This is a genomic window from Aurantiacibacter sp. KMU-128 (assembly GCF_056933515.1).
In genome coordinates, this window is the sequence record NZ_JBXORT010000001.1 from 2,179,741 (window position 1) to 2,194,479 (window position 14,739).

15 protein-coding genes are annotated in these 14,739 nt (G+C 63.4%); 7 read left to right on the plus strand and 8 right to left on the minus strand.

From position 1 onward, the window contains the following. Nucleotides 1–60: 60 nt before the first annotated feature. Nucleotides 61–285: a helix-turn-helix domain-containing protein gene (locus ACS0VV_RS10680; protein WP_483532688.1), complete on the minus strand. Its 225-nt coding sequence runs from the start codon at nucleotides 283–285 to the stop codon at nucleotides 61–63. Further along, entirely contained in the window at nucleotides 285–719 is a 435-nt protein-coding gene (locus tag ACS0VV_RS10685; protein ID WP_483532689.1) for a hypothetical protein, read from the minus strand. Before ACS0VV_RS10685 ends, ACS0VV_RS10680 begins: the two co-directional genes overlap by 1 nt. A 107-nt stretch (nucleotides 720–826) precedes the next feature. Between ACS0VV_RS10685 and ACS0VV_RS10690 the strand changes: the two genes are divergently transcribed. From ACS0VV_RS10690 to ACS0VV_RS10715, 6 genes are all read left to right on the plus strand, one after another. Beyond that, nucleotides 827–1,759: an ABC transporter ATP-binding protein gene (locus ACS0VV_RS10690; RefSeq protein ID WP_483532690.1), complete on the plus strand. Its 933-nt coding sequence runs from the start codon at nucleotides 827–829 to the stop codon at nucleotides 1,757–1,759. Then, complete coding sequence (locus ACS0VV_RS10695) at nucleotides 1,756–2,481, plus strand: ABC transporter permease (RefSeq protein WP_483532691.1); 726 nt, start codon at nucleotides 1,756–1,758, stop codon at nucleotides 2,479–2,481. The genes ACS0VV_RS10690 and ACS0VV_RS10695 overlap by 4 nt, the downstream gene beginning before the upstream one ends. Before the next feature lie 90 nt (nucleotides 2,482–2,571). Further along, nucleotides 2,572–5,454, plus strand: coding sequence for a M16 family metallopeptidase (locus ACS0VV_RS10700; protein WP_483532692.1), 2,883 nt, complete (start codon nucleotides 2,572–2,574; stop codon nucleotides 5,452–5,454). A 37-nt stretch (nucleotides 5,455–5,491) separates the two neighbouring features. Continuing rightward, complete coding sequence (locus tag ACS0VV_RS10705; RefSeq protein WP_483532693.1) at nucleotides 5,492–5,800, plus strand: hypothetical protein; 309 nt, start codon at nucleotides 5,492–5,494, stop codon at nucleotides 5,798–5,800. 23 nt (nucleotides 5,801–5,823) lie between these two features. Further along, nucleotides 5,824–7,011 carry a chromate efflux transporter gene (gene chrA / locus ACS0VV_RS10710; RefSeq protein ID WP_483532694.1) on the plus strand — a complete coding sequence of 396 codons (1,188 nt, stop codon included), beginning with the start codon at nucleotides 5,824–5,826 and terminating at the stop codon, nucleotides 7,009–7,011. 81 nt (nucleotides 7,012–7,092) lie between these two features. Next, nucleotides 7,093–8,445, plus strand: a complete 1,353-nt coding sequence (locus ACS0VV_RS10715; RefSeq protein ID WP_483532695.1) for an ABC1 kinase family protein — start codon at nucleotides 7,093–7,095, stop codon at nucleotides 8,443–8,445. A gap of 27 nt (nucleotides 8,446–8,472) precedes the next feature. Here the strand turns inward: ACS0VV_RS10715 and ACS0VV_RS10720 are convergent, their stop codons facing one another. From ACS0VV_RS10720 to gatB, 5 genes are all read right to left on the minus strand, one after another. Next, on the minus strand, nucleotides 8,473–8,928 hold the full coding sequence (locus ACS0VV_RS10720; RefSeq protein WP_483532696.1) for a tRNA (cytidine(34)-2'-O)-methyltransferase: 456 nt from the start codon (nucleotides 8,926–8,928) through the stop codon (nucleotides 8,473–8,475). Nucleotides 8,929–8,968: 40 nt separating this feature from the next. After that, entirely contained in the window at nucleotides 8,969–9,463 is a 495-nt protein-coding gene (locus ACS0VV_RS10725) for a hypothetical protein (RefSeq protein WP_483532697.1), read from the minus strand. Between the two features lie 115 nt (nucleotides 9,464–9,578). Beyond that, the gene (locus ACS0VV_RS10730) at nucleotides 9,579–10,322 is read right to left on the minus strand and encodes an OmpA family protein (protein WP_483532698.1); all 744 of its coding nucleotides are present in this window, start codon (nucleotides 10,320–10,322) and stop codon (nucleotides 9,579–9,581) included. Nucleotides 10,323–10,459: 137 nt separating this feature from the next. Further along, entirely contained in the window at nucleotides 10,460–11,176 is a 717-nt protein-coding gene (locus tag ACS0VV_RS10735) for a hypothetical protein (RefSeq protein WP_483532699.1), read from the minus strand. A gap of 20 nt (nucleotides 11,177–11,196) precedes the next feature. Then, nucleotides 11,197–12,693 carry an Asp-tRNA(Asn)/Glu-tRNA(Gln) amidotransferase subunit GatB gene (gene gatB, locus ACS0VV_RS10740; RefSeq protein ID WP_483532700.1) on the minus strand — a complete coding sequence of 499 codons (1,497 nt, stop codon included), beginning with the start codon at nucleotides 12,691–12,693 and terminating at the stop codon, nucleotides 11,197–11,199. Nucleotides 12,694–12,736: 43 nt separating this feature from the next. On the opposite strand from gatB, the gene ACS0VV_RS10745 reads away from it, so the two are divergent. Then, complete coding sequence (locus ACS0VV_RS10745) at nucleotides 12,737–13,576, plus strand: FkbM family methyltransferase (protein WP_483532701.1); 840 nt, start codon at nucleotides 12,737–12,739, stop codon at nucleotides 13,574–13,576. On the opposite strand, the gene ACS0VV_RS10750 is transcribed toward ACS0VV_RS10745, so the two are convergent. Next, entirely contained in the window at nucleotides 13,573–14,721 is a 1,149-nt protein-coding gene (locus ACS0VV_RS10750) for a glycosyltransferase family 4 protein (RefSeq protein WP_483532702.1), read from the minus strand. The two genes, ACS0VV_RS10745 and ACS0VV_RS10750, sit on opposite strands and share 4 nt — an antisense overlap. Between the last annotated feature and the right edge of the window lie 18 nt (nucleotides 14,722–14,739).

Genomic DNA, 14,739 nt, shown 5'->3' on the forward strand with positions numbered 1-14,739 from the left:
TTACGCCACACAAGTGCGCCGGACGGTAATTTTCATGCCCTCGTCGAGGCCGGCCGACGTTTACGCTTCAAGATCAGCGTTATCGGGCAAATAATCAAGCAGGTCACCCGGCTTGCAGCCAAGCTCCAGGCACATTTTGGACAGGGTCGAAAAGCGGATGCCGCGCACCTTGCCCGAACGGAAAAGCGAGAGCTGGGTTTCGCTGATGCCGATGCGGGCGGCCAGCTCCTTGCCGGTCATGCCCTTGGTCTCCAGAACAGCGTCGAGCGTGATAGCGACCGGCATCAGATGAACTCGCCCAATTCGCGGGACATCGCAGCGGCGCGTCCCATCAATCGTCCCACCAGCCATAACAGCAAGCCAACGACGCCGAGCGCGATGAAACCGGGGTTGAAAATCGCATAGCTGCGAAACCCGCCAATCTCGAAAATCCGCAGAAGAAAGGCGACGCCGAATGCCTCCCATAGCGCACCCGATGCGATGCACACGCCAACTAGCGAGAGCATCCGCGGCAGGACAAGCCCGAACGCCTTGCCCCTTGCCGTTTGCCTGCCCGCAATCGCCACCGCGACGCAGGCAATGAAATAGAACACCATCGTCGAGCGCAGGACGATCCATGTCTCAGGCTGCCAACCATTGCGGCCGAGCGAATAGAGGTCGAGCCCGATCAATACCAAGAGGCCAAAGGCGCAAAATCCGGCCACACCGGCCACCAACATTCCCTGTCTGCGCAATTCCCGCATCTCGCTCTCCAAATTTAATCTTGACTTAAATTTTTACTTCATCAATTTAATTAAAGATTAAATACACGAACAGGCTTTGGCAAATGGAATTCGCAATCGAAACGACGGGGCTGTGCAAGCGGCTAGGCGGGCGCGAGGTTATACGCGGCTGCGATCTGCGCGTGCCCGCTGGCGGCGTTTACGGATTTATCGGCCCCAATGGCGCCGGGAAGACTACGGCCATGCGCCTCATCCTCGGCATATTGCAGCCCGATGCAGGAACGGTGCGCTTGCTGGGGGAGGACATGGCCAGCGATCCGCGCGCCGCGCTGGCACGGACGGGAGCATTCGTGGAAAGCCCCGCGCTCTACGACCACCTGAGCGGCGAGGCCAATCTCGATATCACCCGCCGCCTTTTGCGGTTGGAGCGCAGCGAAATCGGCCGCGTGCTCGATATTGTCGATATGACCCGCCACGCATCGCGCAAGGTGGCCGAATATTCGCTGGGGATGCGCCAGCGCACTGCCCTCGCGCGTGCTTTGCTGGGGGCACCGCAATTGCTGATGCTGGACGAGCCGACCAACGGGCTCGATCCGGAAGGCATCAGCGAAATGCGCGAGCTTATCCGCGCCTTGCCTGACCGCATCGGCGCGACAGTCTTTGTCTCCAGCCACTTGCTCGCCGAAGTCGAGCAGATCGCTGACACCGCAGGGCTGCTGCGCGCGGGTCAGGTGGCGCTAGAGGGGCCGCTAAAGGACCTGCTGGCAGGCGAACGGGCAATCCATCTGCGCACAGACCGGCGCGATGATGCGCTGGCGCTGCTCGCGGCGAGAGGCTTCGTCCCCAGGGCCAGTGGCCGCGACGGGCTCGACGTCGCGTGCTCCGCAAACACGGGGGCTGACAGTTTTGCCGCAGAGATTGCCCGCCTACTGATCGACAGCGGCATCGCGGTCTACGCACTGGGAGAGAAGAAGCGCACGCTCGAAGACCTCTACAAAAGCTCCGCCGGAGCAGGACTGAAAGGAATGGCCGCATGATCTCCCTGATCCGCGCCGAACTGGCCAAGCTCGGCGGCTCACTCGCCATGCTGTTTGCCCTTGTTGTGCCGGCCTTGACCGCTTTGCTGGCGCTGCTGGTGATTGTCGTCAACGATCGCCAGTCGAGTTGGTCTTCGGTGATCGACAAATTCACTCTGCCGCTGTGGGCGATGTTTATCTTCCCGATGGCCGCCGCAACCTTTGCGACGCTGGCCGCACAGGTGGAATACCGCGCCAAGGCATGGGATCACGTGCTCGCCCTGCCCTATCCACGCTGGCAGATATTTGCGGCAAAGACGCTGGTGATCCACGGCGCGCTGGCGGGCATGACCGCGCTGCTGCTGGTCTATACCTACGCGCTGGTCAGCCTGGCAGGAGCGATAACCGGTGCGATGCCTACGGGCGATATGGCGGTTGCCGACGTCACGATACGCGCGCTGCGCCTGCTGGCTGCCGGCCTGCTGCTCGCCACGCTCCAGCTATGGGTTGCCCTGCGCTTCGCCAATTTCGTCATCCCGCTGGCGGTCGGCATCGCGGGCACACTGGTGGGGCTGGCGGTGCTGATCTCCGGAACGCAGGATGCGGACTGGTTCCCTTGGGTCGTGACATTGCGCACAGTGACCGGTGGAGATTGGCAACAACCGGTGCTGATCGGTCTGGTCGGCGGCGTGCTCGCAATCGGCGCGATGCTGTTTGATCTGTCACGGCAATCGCTGCGCTGAGCGGACTTTCGACAAAGCACCCAAATCGCTCTTCAAACGGCGTGTTTAAACCGCTTCCCCTTGCCCGGCAGTGTGCTAACAGTCGCGCCCATGAGACTCCGCACCACGATCCGTTCGCTCCTTCCCGCCACTGCTGCTCTGGCCCTCATCGGCTGTGCCACTGTCGAAGCGCCGCCCTCTGCCACCGCCGATCCGGTCGTGGCCGAGGCCGCACCGCAGGCTGCCAGCCTCGAAGCGATCATCGCCGATTTCCAGGTTCCGTATGAAACCTTCACGCTGGAAAACGGCCTGCAAGTGGTGGTGCATACCGACCGCAAGGCACCCATCGTTGGCGTCACGACCTATTACCGCGTGGGATCCAAGCACGAACCGCGCGGCCGCACCGGCTTTGCGCATTTGTTCGAGCATTTGATGTTCGGCGGCAGCGAAAATGTGGAGAATTTCGATATTCCGCTGGAAGCGGCAGGCTCTACCAGTACCAATGGTTCGACCTGGTATGACCGCACGAACTATGTCGAAGTTGTGCCCACCGGCGCGCTCGATCTGGCGCTGATGATGGAAAGCGACCGCATGGGCTATCTGCTCGGCGCGGTGACGCAGGAGAAGCTCGATAACCAGCGCGGCGTGGTGCAGAACGAAAAGCGGCAGGGCGATAACAGCCCCTACGGCCTTGATGATTACGTGATCAATGAAGGGCTGCTGCCGGTCGGCCATCCCTATCGTCACTCGACCATCGGTTCGATGGCCGATCTGTCCGCCGCTTCGCTGGAAGACGTGCAGAGCTGGTTCCGTGACAATTACGGCCCGAACAATGTCGTCCTCGCTCTCACCGGCGATATCGATGCCGAGACCGCGCGCCCGATGGTCGAACGCTGGTTCGGCGATATTGCGCGCGGCCCCGATGTGGTGACGCCAGAGGCCGGGCCGGTCACTTTGGCCGAGCCGATTTTCCGCGAAATCACCGATCAGGTGCCGCTGACCCGTGTCTATCAGGCGTGGACCGGCCCCGGCATGGAGCATCCCGATGCGGTGCCGCTGCAAATTGGTATGTCGATCCTTGGCGGGCTGCGCTCTTCACGGCTCGACGATTCGATGGTGCGCGGACAGGAACTGGCGACCAGCGTGTTCGCCTATTCGCAGCAGCACGAGCAGCTGACCTTCCTGCAAGCGCAGGTCGATGTCGCCAGCGGCGTGGCACGCGAAGATGCGCAAGCGGCGCTGGAGGCGGAAATCGCCCGCATGATCGCCGAAGGGCCGACGCAGGAAGAAATCAACCGCGCGGTAACGCAGATCGCAGCGGGAGCCATCGGCTCGCAGCAGCGCGTGGGCAATTTTGGCGGCAAGGGCGAAATGCTCGCCGAAGGACTGCTCTACACCGGCAATCCCGGCTTCTTCATCGGGCAGTTGCAACGCATGGCGACGCTTACTCCCGAAGAGGTGCGCGCGGCGATGGAACGCTGGCTTTCGCGCCCTGCGCTGACGCTGGTGGTCACACCCGGAGAGCGCACGCTCGACGGCGCGCTGCTCGGCGGCTGGGGTGACGAGGCGACCATGCCCGCCCCCGAGCCCGACACCGGCAGCGATATCGCAGTCGCCCGCACCGGCCCCGAACGCGCTCTGCCCGAGCCGGAACCGGTGGGCGATCTGACCTTCCCCGAAGTCGAGCGCGCGACGCTCTCCAACGGCATCGAAGTGGTGCTGGCGCGCCGCGAAGTCGTTCCGCAAATCTCCCTGGCGATGATTTTCGATGCCGGATCGGTCGTCGATCCCATAGGTCAGGCGGGCGTGCATGAAACCATGGTCGATCTGCTGACCGAAGGCACGACCACCCGCAGCGCGATGGAAATCGCGCAGGAGCAGGAGGCGCTTGGCGCATTCCTCGGTGCCGGTGCCGGGGCGGAAACGACTACAGTGTCGCTCACCGCGCTGACGGCCAATCTGCGCCCCTCGCTCGATCTGTTTGCCGACGTGGTCCGCAACCCGGCCTTTGCCGAGGCGGATGTCGAGCGAGTGAAGAACCAGCGTATCGCCGGGATCGAGCAACAGCTCGCCAATCCCGGCGGGCTCGCCTCGCGCGCTTTCATGCAGCAGGTTTATGGCCCGGCACATCCCTACGCCTTCGCCTCTTCGGCAGGCGATGCGGATGTTGTCGCAGGCTTGACCGCCGCGGATCTGCGCGCCGAGCACTCCGAATGGTTCCGCCCCGATCTCGCCACCATCACTGTGGTCGGCGATATCAGCATGAGCGAACTCACCGGCGCGCTGGAAGAAGCCTTCGGCGATTGGGAAGCCCCTGCTGCCGCGCCCTCGCCGCGCCATATCGATGCGCCGACGCCGGCTCCGGCTACCCGCCTGGTGGTGGTAAACCGCCCGAATTCGCCCTCCAGCTTCCTCATTCTTGGTCGCCTGACGCCGTTCCGCGGCCAGCCTGAGGGCTTCGAGACGATCGAGCTGGCGAACGAAGTGATGGGCGGCGGCTTCCTCTCGCGGCTGAACACCGATCTGCGCGAAACGCGCGGCTGGACATACGGCATCAGCAGCTTCATCGCGACTGCCGAAGGGCCGCGCCGCTATCAGGTGCAAACGCAAGTGCAGGCAGACCGGACGGCGGATTCGATCCGCGTCATCCTCGACCAGATGGCCGCCTTCCCCGCCACGCGCCCCGTCGATGCGGTGGAATTCCAGCGCGTGACCGATGGCAATATCCGCAATCTGCCCAACCGGTTCGAAACGAACGGCCAGGTGCTGGGAGCGATTACGTCCAACATCCTGCTCGGCCGCGATCTGCGCTATCAGCTGAACCTGCCGGATATCTACCGCGCGGTGGATGCCGATGCGATCAATGCGGCGGCGGCGACCTATCTCCAGCCCGACAATTTCGTCATCGTGGTGGTGGGTGACCGCACGACCATCGATCCGCAGCTGGAAGCGCTGGGAATGGATATCACTTACATCGACGCGGAAGACCTGTAAGGCTCAGCGCGGAAACTACCGGATTCAGGAGAGCAGTATGAGCACCGTTGGCGGCACCTATGATTTCGTCGTGAACACCCCGATGGGCGAACAGACCGGCGAGATCACCATCGTTCCCAACGACGATGGAACCGGCTTCAACGGTTCGCTGACCGGCTCGCTGGGGCAGATGGACATCAAGGATGGCACCATCACCGGCGATACGCTGAACTGGAAGATGAAGATGAATATGCCGCTGCCGATGACGCTCGATTGCGAGGCAACGGTGGACGGCGACGATGTGAAGGGCACGATCGACGCCGGTATGCTCGGCAAGATGGCGCTGACCGCGACGCGGAAGGCCTGATCTTCCCAAGGCGAGCCGCGACGGTGACCGCTCCGCCGCCCATCGCCATTTCGCTCTCCGCATTGTTCGGCAAATTCCTGCGCTTCGGCGCGTTCGCCTTTGGCGGGCCGGTGGCGCAGATTGCCATGGTGCGCGAAGAGCTGGTCGACCGGCTCGGCTGGATTTCCTCTGAGCGTTTCAATCGCCTGCTCGCCGTCATGCAGGCGCTCCCTGGCCCCGAAGCGCACGAGCTATGCGTGCATATGGGCATCGTAGCGCGCGGGAGGCTGGGCGGGCTTGTTGCAGGACTAGGCTTCATGCTGCCCGGCTTTCTGCTGATGCTCGCCTGTGGCTGGGCCTATATGCGCTTTGTCGCGGGCAATGCCGATCTGGTGGCGCTGCTGACCGGCGTGCAGATTGCGGTGCTGGCGATCATCCTGCGGGCAATCCACAAGATTGGCGGGCATATCCTCACCAATGCAGATCTGTGGGGGATCGGCCTTTTCGCGCTGGTCGCGACGGTGGCAGGCGTGCCGTTCTGGATTACCCTTGCCGTGGGGGGACTGGCTTATGCGGCCAATCTGCGCACAGGCGCTGCGCCGCTGATCCTTGCGCTGGTATCGCTCGCTGCATGGACCTTGCTGCCCGCCGCGCCAACCGCCAGCATTGCGCAAGGCGGAGCTGTCAGCACGGCAGCGCCGTTCGCGCTGTTTCTGGCGGGGCTCAAGGGTGGTCTACTCACCTTCGGCGGAGCGTACACCGCTATCCCCTATGTCCGCGCCGATACAGTCGGGCGCGGGTGGCTGGAGGATGCGCAATTTCTCGACGGGGTGGCGATTGCCAACGCGCTGCCCGCGCCGCTGGTGATCTTCGCCACTTTCGTGGGCTATGTTGCGGGCGGGTTTACAGGCGCGTTGGCGATCACTGCGGGGATGTTCCTGCCGGCCTTTGCCTTCTCCATGTTGTTTTTTGAACGGATGGAGGCGCTGCTCACCCAGCCGCGGCTGCACCGCCTGCTGGACGGAGTGGCGGCGGCGGCGGTGGGCGTGATTGGCGCAACACTGGTCGATCTCTCCATGGTGTTGCACGACCGCGTGGCAGCACCGCTGATCGGCGGAGCCATTTTCGTGGCGGTAATGCTCGGCGCATACCGGCTCAAAGGTGCGTGGGTCGCCCCTGCGCTGATCGGCGCAGGCGCATTCGCGGGGCTAGTGCTGGGCGGAAGGCTATAGGTCGTAATTGGCTGCAAAGAACGGGAACCAGCAGGGCACCTCGTTCCTTGTGTCATCACTGCCCACGAGAAAGCCCCCGCCATGGATGACGACACCCCTGACGATTACCGCAGCCGCGCTGTCCCGAGCAGCCGTGCCGCGCGGCTGGGCGCGTTCGGGCGGTTGGCAGGCGGCGTCGCGGGCGGCGTGTTGGCCGAAGGTGCGCGGCGGCTTGCGCGAGGTGAGCGACCGCGCCTGCGCGATGCCATGCTCACCCCTGCCAATGCCGCACGATTGGCGGATCGCCTCTCGCATTTACGCGGCGCGGCGATGAAAATGGGGCAGATGATCAGCATGGATGCGGGCGATATGCTGCCGCCGGAGCTTGCGCAAATCATCGCCCGCGTGCGCGAACAAGCGGACCGGATGCCGCCCAAGCAATTGCGCGACGTGCTTGATGCCGAATGGGGCAAGGGCTGGCTCGCCCGTTTCAAGCTCTTCAACCCGCGCCCGATTGCCGCCGCCTCAATCGGACAAGTCCACAAGGCCACGACCAAGGACGGGCGCGAGCTGGCGATCAAGGTGCAATATCCCGGCGTCAAGGAAAGCATCGATGCCGATGTCGACAATGTTGCGACGCTGCTGCGCGTCTCCGGCCTGCTGCCCGCCGAGCTCGACATGAGTGTGTTGCTCGAAGAGGCGAAGCGGCAATTACACGAAGAAGCCGACTATGTGCGCGAGGGCGAGCAGATGATGCTCTACCGCCAGCGGCTGGCGGGCGAGGACGGATTTATTGTCCCCGCGATTGCCGAGGAATTTTCAACGGGGCGCGTGCTGGCAATGGACTTCATCCCCGGCCGCCCGGTCGAGGAAACCGAGAGCGCCTCGCAGGAGGAACGCGACCGCATCGCTCGCACCATCATCGCGCTGGTGCTGCGCGAAATGTTCGAATTCGGGGTGATGCAGACCGATCCCAACTTCGCCAATTACCGCTATCAGCCCGAGACGGGAAAGCTGGTGTTGCTCGATTTCGGTGCGACCCGCGTGGTCGATCCGGCAGTGGTGGAAAGCTATCGCGCTCTACTGGTTGCTGGCCTCGCGCAAGACCGCGATGCGGTGCGCGCCGCCGCGCTGGAAGCAGGCTTTATCAGCAATGCCATGCTCGCATCACAGGGCGCACGGTTCGACACAATTGCCGACATCATCATCACCGAACTCAACCGCCCCGGCCCGTTCGATTTCGGTGACCGCGCCTTTGTCTCCGTCATCCGCGACGAAGGCATGGCCATCGCCGAGGATCGCAGTGCGTGGCACATCCCGCCGGTGGAAACCCTATTCGTCCAGCGCAAAATCAGCGGCTCCGCCCTGCTCTGCGCGCGGCTGAAGGCCGTGGTGGATGTGCGCGAATTGCTGCGGCCCTATGTGGCGGACGGGGTGGAGAGCGAGGCGGCCTAATCCCTCCCCTTGGGGAGGGCTATTCGCTCAGATCTTCCCCCGCAGCGCCTGATACGCCGCCGCCGTTACCGTATTCGCCAGATTGAGCGAGCGGATATGCTCAGACCGCATCGGCAGGTGGAACAGCCGATCCGGATGCTGCGCGAGAATCGCAGGCGGGATGCCCTTGGTCTCCTGCCCGAACACCAGCAGCGCATCATCGGGATAATCGGGCTCGTAGAAACTGGTGCTGCCGAATTCCTCGAACAGGAAGAGCTGGTCGGCGCGCGGTTGCCGCTCCGCCAGAAACGCTTCCCACGAAGGAAACTCCGCCAGCCGCACGTGCGGCCAGTAATCCAGCCCCGACCGTTTCACCCGCTTGTCGGTGATCGTGAAGCCCAGCGGATGGATCAGCACCAGTTCCATATCCAGCGCCACACAGGTGCGCCCGACCGCGCCGGTATTGCCGGGGATTTCGGGATGGATCAGGACGATGGAGGTCATGGCGGAAGTGCCTTACCTCCGCCGCGACCGAAAACCAGCCCTACTTCGATTTGTAGCCGAAGCGCGCTTCCCAATCCGCCATATTACCCGCTGCGAGCAGTTTCGCCTGTTCGACCCAGTTGTCGCGGGTGATACGGCCCTTGAAGCTGCCGAGATAGCCATCGACTTCGGCGATTTCGGCATCGCCCCAAGCGGCGATCTGGTCAAACCGGCGCACGCCGAGGCTGTTGCACAGCGCGCACAATTTGGGGCCGATGCCGTTGATCTTGGTGAGATCATCGTCCTCGCCCACTGCAGCGGCAATTCGCGGGCCATCGCTGGTGGCGGCGGCAACGGGCGCAGCGGCAGCCATCGGCTCAGGTGCCGGAGCGGGTGCGGGGGCCGGAGCAGGCGCCGGTGCCGGTTCGGGTGTGACCTCTGCCTCGCTTACGGTTGCTTCACCTGCGAAACGGCCCCAGATCCACCACGCCGTGGCAAGCCCGATGATGGCCGCCAGGATGAACGGGATAGGATGCGCGAAAATCAGATCGAACATGGTTTTATCTCCTCTTCGCGATCACTTCTGCGCCCAGATCAGCCAGCCAATGCCGAGGCCGATCAGGAAGCACACCATCAACAGGATCCAGCTTTCAAACAGCAGTGCCATGGGTTTACTCCCCTCCCTGGGCGGGCGCAGCCGCGCCGCCGGAAATGTCGAATTCGATGCGGCGATTGGCGGCATTGGCTTCGGGCGAAGCGCCTTCCATCACCGGCTCGCTCGATCCCTTGCCGGTCGCGGTGATCCGTTCGGCGGCGATACCGCGTTCGGTGAGTGCAGCGGCGACGGCATCGGCGCGCGCCTGGCTGAGCGTCTGGTTGACCTCCGCGCTGCCCGTCGCATCGGTATGGCCTTCGATCGCCACCGCGAGATCGGGGCAATTGCCGAGTGCTTCTGCAACTTCGCTCACCACGGCGAGCGAGGCATCGGGCATATAGGCGCTGCCGCTGCGGAAATTGATGACCTTGCCTTCCATCACCGCGTCGATGTCGGACTGGCAGGCGACGACTTCGGCGCTCTCGGTGGCTTCGCCCGCGCCAGCGGAAGGAGCCTCTTCGCCCACACCATCGGCAGCATCGGTGAACTCCACGCCGCCCATGCCGGGAATGGCGAGCAGCGCTTCGCGGATGCGGTCACGCTCTGCCGGATCGGTCACACCCGAAATTACCGCCACCCGCGCAAGCGGATCGCGCTTCATGGCGAGCGTTGCGCCTTCGGGCAGGCCGAGGCCATCCAATGTGCTTTGCGCCGAGCTTTCCAACCCGTCGATATAGTCCGCGCCCGTCATCGCGTGCGCACCCCAGGCGAGCAGCGAGGTCGCCGCCGCGCCGACGAGAAACTTTCCGAATCCTGTCATGGTTACCGTCCCCTTCACCACGCAACTTACGGAGAATCCGTTGGTCGTAAAGGGAGAGGACGGAGGGCTAAGATGATTTTACAAGTGCCGCGCCGGATTGGGACGGGTTGCACTGACACGCGGCCGGCGGGCGCTTGTCAGTAGATCGGCTCAATGTCCCAACCAGTCAGGCCAAGAGCGAAGACCCCAAAATCGTAAATCGCGCCCGACTCGGGAGACTGACGATTGATGTATCGGTAGCCGTGATCGTCTAGGCTTTCGACAAGCCATCTCGCCCCATCTGCCATTACGACTATCACTTCCGCACCATTCTCATCGAATTGATGAATGCAGTCGTCGAGCGACATCTGAAAAAGCGCACGATCGGCAAGCAGATCGCGTAAGGCCTCAGCTTCCGAAGGGGCGAGATTTCGTGACACCTCAGCATCAACAACGCCTTCGTCATAGCCGCCCGCTCCGGAAAGCCGTGTAGCGTGCATCACCCATTGCTCACCGGAGTACTCAGCTAGCCGCACAATCATGGGCTTATCGAAAGTCCTCAGCCAAGTGAAACGCAACAGTCGAACCGGCTGCATTTCTGTCCGGTAGGAAAGAAGCGCGCGTTCACCGGCGGCCTCGAAGTGTCGTGAATACCATTCGCGTTCGTGCGCAGATAGCACCGGATCTGACCCCGAACCGGGCGGCGCTCCCCATGTTTCAGGGCATCCGTCGCTGATTTCATTCAGATTTTCCGGCAGGACTTGTCCGTCGTCGAACTGCAAATCCGCAATCGGTATAGGAACAAAGTCGCTGCCCGTTACCGGAGGGACCGTAGCGCAGGCTGTGAGGCTGGCTGCGCAAATCGCAGCGACCATCAACCGGCGCCACGAAGGCTTCATCCCAGCTTGTCTTTCAAAATCTGGTTCACCACCGCCGGGTTCGCCTTGCCCTGCATCGCTTTCATCGTCTGGCCGACGAAGAAGCCGAAGAGCTTGTCTTTGCCGCCGCGATATTCGTCCACCTTGTCGCCGTTCGCCGCGATGATCGCGTCGATGGCGGCTTCGATGGCGCCGGTGTCGCTGACCTGCTTCAGGCCCTCGGTATCGGCGATTTCGTCGGGTTCGCGGCCCTCTTTCAGGACGATCTCGAAGATTTCCTTTGCCTGTCCGCCCGAAATCTCGCCCGCATCCTGCATTTTGAGGATCGCGGCCTGCCGTGCGGCGGTGGCGTGGCTGGCATCGGCCTCGTCACCCAGCGATTTGATCACGCCCGGCGCGACCGAGAGCGCCCAGTTGGCGACCGGCGTTGCCACCTTCGCCTCGCTCTTGCCGAGCGCCTTGGCGGTCTCTGCCAGCAGCGTTTCAAACCGCGCGAAAGTCTCCACCTCGGCGGTCAGTTCGCGGGCATTATACGGCGTCAGGCCCAGCTCGTTTTCATACCGCGCGCGCTTGGCATCGGGCAGTTCGGGAAGCGAGCCGCGGCATTCCTCCAGAAACGCATCGTCCAGTTCCAGCGGCAGCAGATCGGGATCGGGGAAGTAGCGGTAATCATGCGCGTCCTCTTTGGAACGCATCGTCCGCGTCGTGCCGGTGCCCGGATCGAACAGCCGCGTTTCCTGATCGACCGTCCCGCCGCTCTCCAGCACATCGACCTGCCGGTTCGCTTCGAACTCAATCACCTGCATCACAAAGCGGACCGAGTTGACGTTCTTGGTCTCGGTCCGCGTGCCGAATTCTTCGCCCGGTTTGCGCACGGAGACGTTCACGTCGGCGCGCATCGAGCCTTCTTCCATGTTCCCGTCGCAGCTGCCGACATAGCGCAGGATGCTGCGCAACTTGCGCACATAGGCACCTGCCTCCGCAGGCGAGCGCATATCGGGCTTGGAGACAATCTCCATCAGCGCGACGCCGGTGCGGTTAAGATCGACATAGGACATGGTCGGATGCTGGTCGTGCATCAGCTTGCCCGCATCCTGCTCGACGTGAATGCGCTCGATCCCGATCACCTTGTCTTCGGCAATGCCCGCCTTCTCGTCGGCATCGATAGTGAGCGAGCCTTCGCCCACAATCGGGTGGTAGAGCTGGCTGATCTGGTATCCTTGCGGCAAATCGGCGTAGAAATAGTTCTTCCGGTCAAACCGGCTCCACGCATTGATCTGCGCGTCAATCGCCATGCCGGTGCGCACCGCCTGCCGGATGCATTCGCGGTTGGGCACGGGGAGCATCCCCGGCATCGCTGCATCGACGAGGCTGACCTGGCTGTTCGGCTCCGCCCCGAAAGCGGTGGCCGCGCCCGAAAACAGCTTGGCGTTGGAAGTGACCTGCGCATGGACTTCGAGGCCGATCACGACCTCCCACTCGCCCGTTGCGCCCTGAATTCTGTATGTGCTCATGGCAATTGCGAATAAGCGAGCGGCGCGCAAAGGAAAAGGGGCTTTGCGGGCTTTTCTGACGGCGCGCGATGGGCGAGAAGGCTTGCCGATGCTGCCGCACTGGAAAGCCCGCTATTACGCCGCCTCTTTGCTGGGACGCGCCTTTGCGACCTCGCGGCTGAAAACGCGCCATGGCTTCGCGCTGCGCGGCAATGCGCGCGATATGGTGAGCCGGTTTATCTACACTTTCGGCACTTGGGAGCCGAACCTGACCACCCTCGTGAAAGAGCGCGTCGGGCCGGACACGCATTTCTACGATTGCGGGACGAATATCGGCTATTTCAGCCTGCTGGCGGCGAGTTTGGGAGCGAAAGTGACGGGGTTCGAAGCCTCGCCCGAAATGGCGCGGCTGGCGCAGGCGAATTTGCGCGATGCGGGTTTCGATGGTGAAGTGCTGAACGTGGCGTTGGCGGCGGAGGAAGGCGAGCTGGCGCTGCACGATGTCTCCGGCGCGACCAATACCGGCAGCCGCAGCGTGGTGAAGACCGGTGGCACGGTGCACGCCGTGGTGCCAGCCGCGCCTCTACTGTCGCTGGTGGAGCTCGACCCGGCGGCGGAACTGTTCTTCAAGATCGACATCGAAGGCGCGGAAGGGCCCGTGCTGGCCGAGCTGCTAAGCTGGATGGCCGAGCATTCGTCGGCGCGGGTGACTATCGTGGCGGAGGTGCTGGACGGTGCTACCGACACGGTACGAGCGTTCGCCGATTTGGGCTGCGAAGTCGCCTATCTGCGCAACAGCTATACCTTCGCGGCCTATCTGGCGGATAGCGAAAGCGCGGAGCTGGTGCCGATGGCAGATTGTGAGCCGGAAAAGCCGTTCGAAACGGTGATCTGGCGGGGTTAGCTGCCCCTGAGCGCCTGCACCCGCTCGCGCAGCATATGCGCCCTCTTCGCGCCCACTTCGCTATAGCGGAACGCATGTGCGTCCGCCCGCGCCTCTTCGCCCAGCCGCTGACGCAGAGCAGGATCGCCCTCTAGCTTGTGTAGCGCCTCAGCCAAAGCCTCCGGATCATGGCACGGCACGATCAGCGCGTTGCGATCATGTTCGAGCATTCGCCCCCGCGCCATCGGCGTGGCAATGATCGCCGCGCCCGTTGCCGCCGCCTCATAGGTCACTTGCGGGCCGCCTTCGTCGAGCGTCGGGATCACCACGACATCGCAAGCGGCGTAAAACGCACCCACATTGGCCAGATAGCCCGCCAGCGTGATGCGTGGATCAGTCTGCCTCGCGGCGTTTACGCGCGCCTCGACCGACCAGTCGACCGGCCCCGCCAGATGCAACTCGCCCGCGCCATCAAACCGCGCCCACGCATCGAGCAGGTCGGGTATTCCCTTCCCTATCGACAGTGTGCCGAGATAGCCGACCTTGAGTGTTCCTCCGGTTGCATGGCGCGGTGGCGCATTCTGCGCATCGGGCCAGCCGAATGTCGTCTTGAGGATTTGCGCGTCATCCACGCCAATATCGCGCAATGAATGGTCCACATCCGCGTTCGAGGAGAAGACAAAGTCATATCGCGGCAGAATCGCGTTCTCGGCGGCGACCAGCGCCTCGCTGATATGGTGCGGCCGCGTCTCGCCTGCGCGGGCGAAGCCTTGGTCGAGACTGGCTTTCGCGGCGGCAAGCGTGCGGTTGGTCATTTCCCGCACCGTCACCCAGCCCGCCGCCTTCGCGGCTTCGACCATTTCGGGATCGGGCGTCGGCCAGAAATAGGCGATGCCCGGCGCGCCGCTCGCCAAGGCCGCGCGAAATTGCCGGTCGAGCCGCTCCGTGGCGAGCCGCTGCACAAAGCGCCACGGCAACAGGTTGAACAGGCCGGACAGCGCCGGACGGCTCGCTATCGTCTCCGGCAGCACCCGCCGCACCCGCCCGACATGAAGCTCCGGCTCCAGCCCCTCGGCACGGAAATAGCGGATGATCTGGACACAACTCTCGGCGGGTCCGCGCCCGGTATAGCTATGCGGCAGATAGACAAGGCAACGGAGCGGCATGGGCGGAGTTTAGCCTGC

Coding starts and splice junctions, on each gene's coding strand:
- ACS0VV_RS10730 (WP_483532698.1), bottom strand. CDS start 10,322: ATGACAGGATTCGGAAAGTTTCTCGTCGGCGCGGCGGCGACCTCGCTG.
- ACS0VV_RS10720 (WP_483532696.1), bottom strand. CDS start 8,928: ATGACCTCCATCGTCCTGATCCATCCCGAAATCCCCGGCAATACCGGC.
- ACS0VV_RS10750 (WP_483532702.1), bottom strand. CDS start 14,721: ATGCCGCTCCGTTGCCTTGTCTATCTGCCGCATAGCTATACCGGGCGC.
- ACS0VV_RS10705 (WP_483532693.1), top strand. CDS start 5,492: ATGAGCACCGTTGGCGGCACCTATGATTTCGTCGTGAACACCCCGATG.
- ACS0VV_RS10725 (WP_483532697.1), bottom strand. CDS start 9,463: ATGTTCGATCTGATTTTCGCGCATCCTATCCCGTTCATCCTGGCGGCC.
- ACS0VV_RS10715 (WP_483532695.1), top strand. CDS start 7,093: ATGGATGACGACACCCCTGACGATTACCGCAGCCGCGCTGTCCCGAGC.
- gatB (WP_483532700.1), bottom strand. CDS start 12,693: ATGAGCACATACAGAATTCAGGGCGCAACGGGCGAGTGGGAGGTCGTG.
- ACS0VV_RS10700 (WP_483532692.1), top strand. CDS start 2,572: ATGAGACTCCGCACCACGATCCGTTCGCTCCTTCCCGCCACTGCTGCT.
- ACS0VV_RS10690 (WP_483532690.1), top strand. CDS start 827: ATGGAATTCGCAATCGAAACGACGGGGCTGTGCAAGCGGCTAGGCGGG.
- ACS0VV_RS10680 (WP_483532688.1), bottom strand. CDS start 285: ATGCCGGTCGCTATCACGCTCGACGCTGTTCTGGAGACCAAGGGCATG.
- ACS0VV_RS10695 (WP_483532691.1), top strand. CDS start 1,756: ATGATCTCCCTGATCCGCGCCGAACTGGCCAAGCTCGGCGGCTCACTC.
- ACS0VV_RS10685 (WP_483532689.1), bottom strand. CDS start 719: ATGTTGGTGGCCGGTGTGGCCGGATTTTGCGCCTTTGGCCTCTTGGTA.
- ACS0VV_RS10735 (WP_483532699.1), bottom strand. CDS start 11,176: ATGGTCGCTGCGATTTGCGCAGCCAGCCTCACAGCCTGCGCTACGGTC.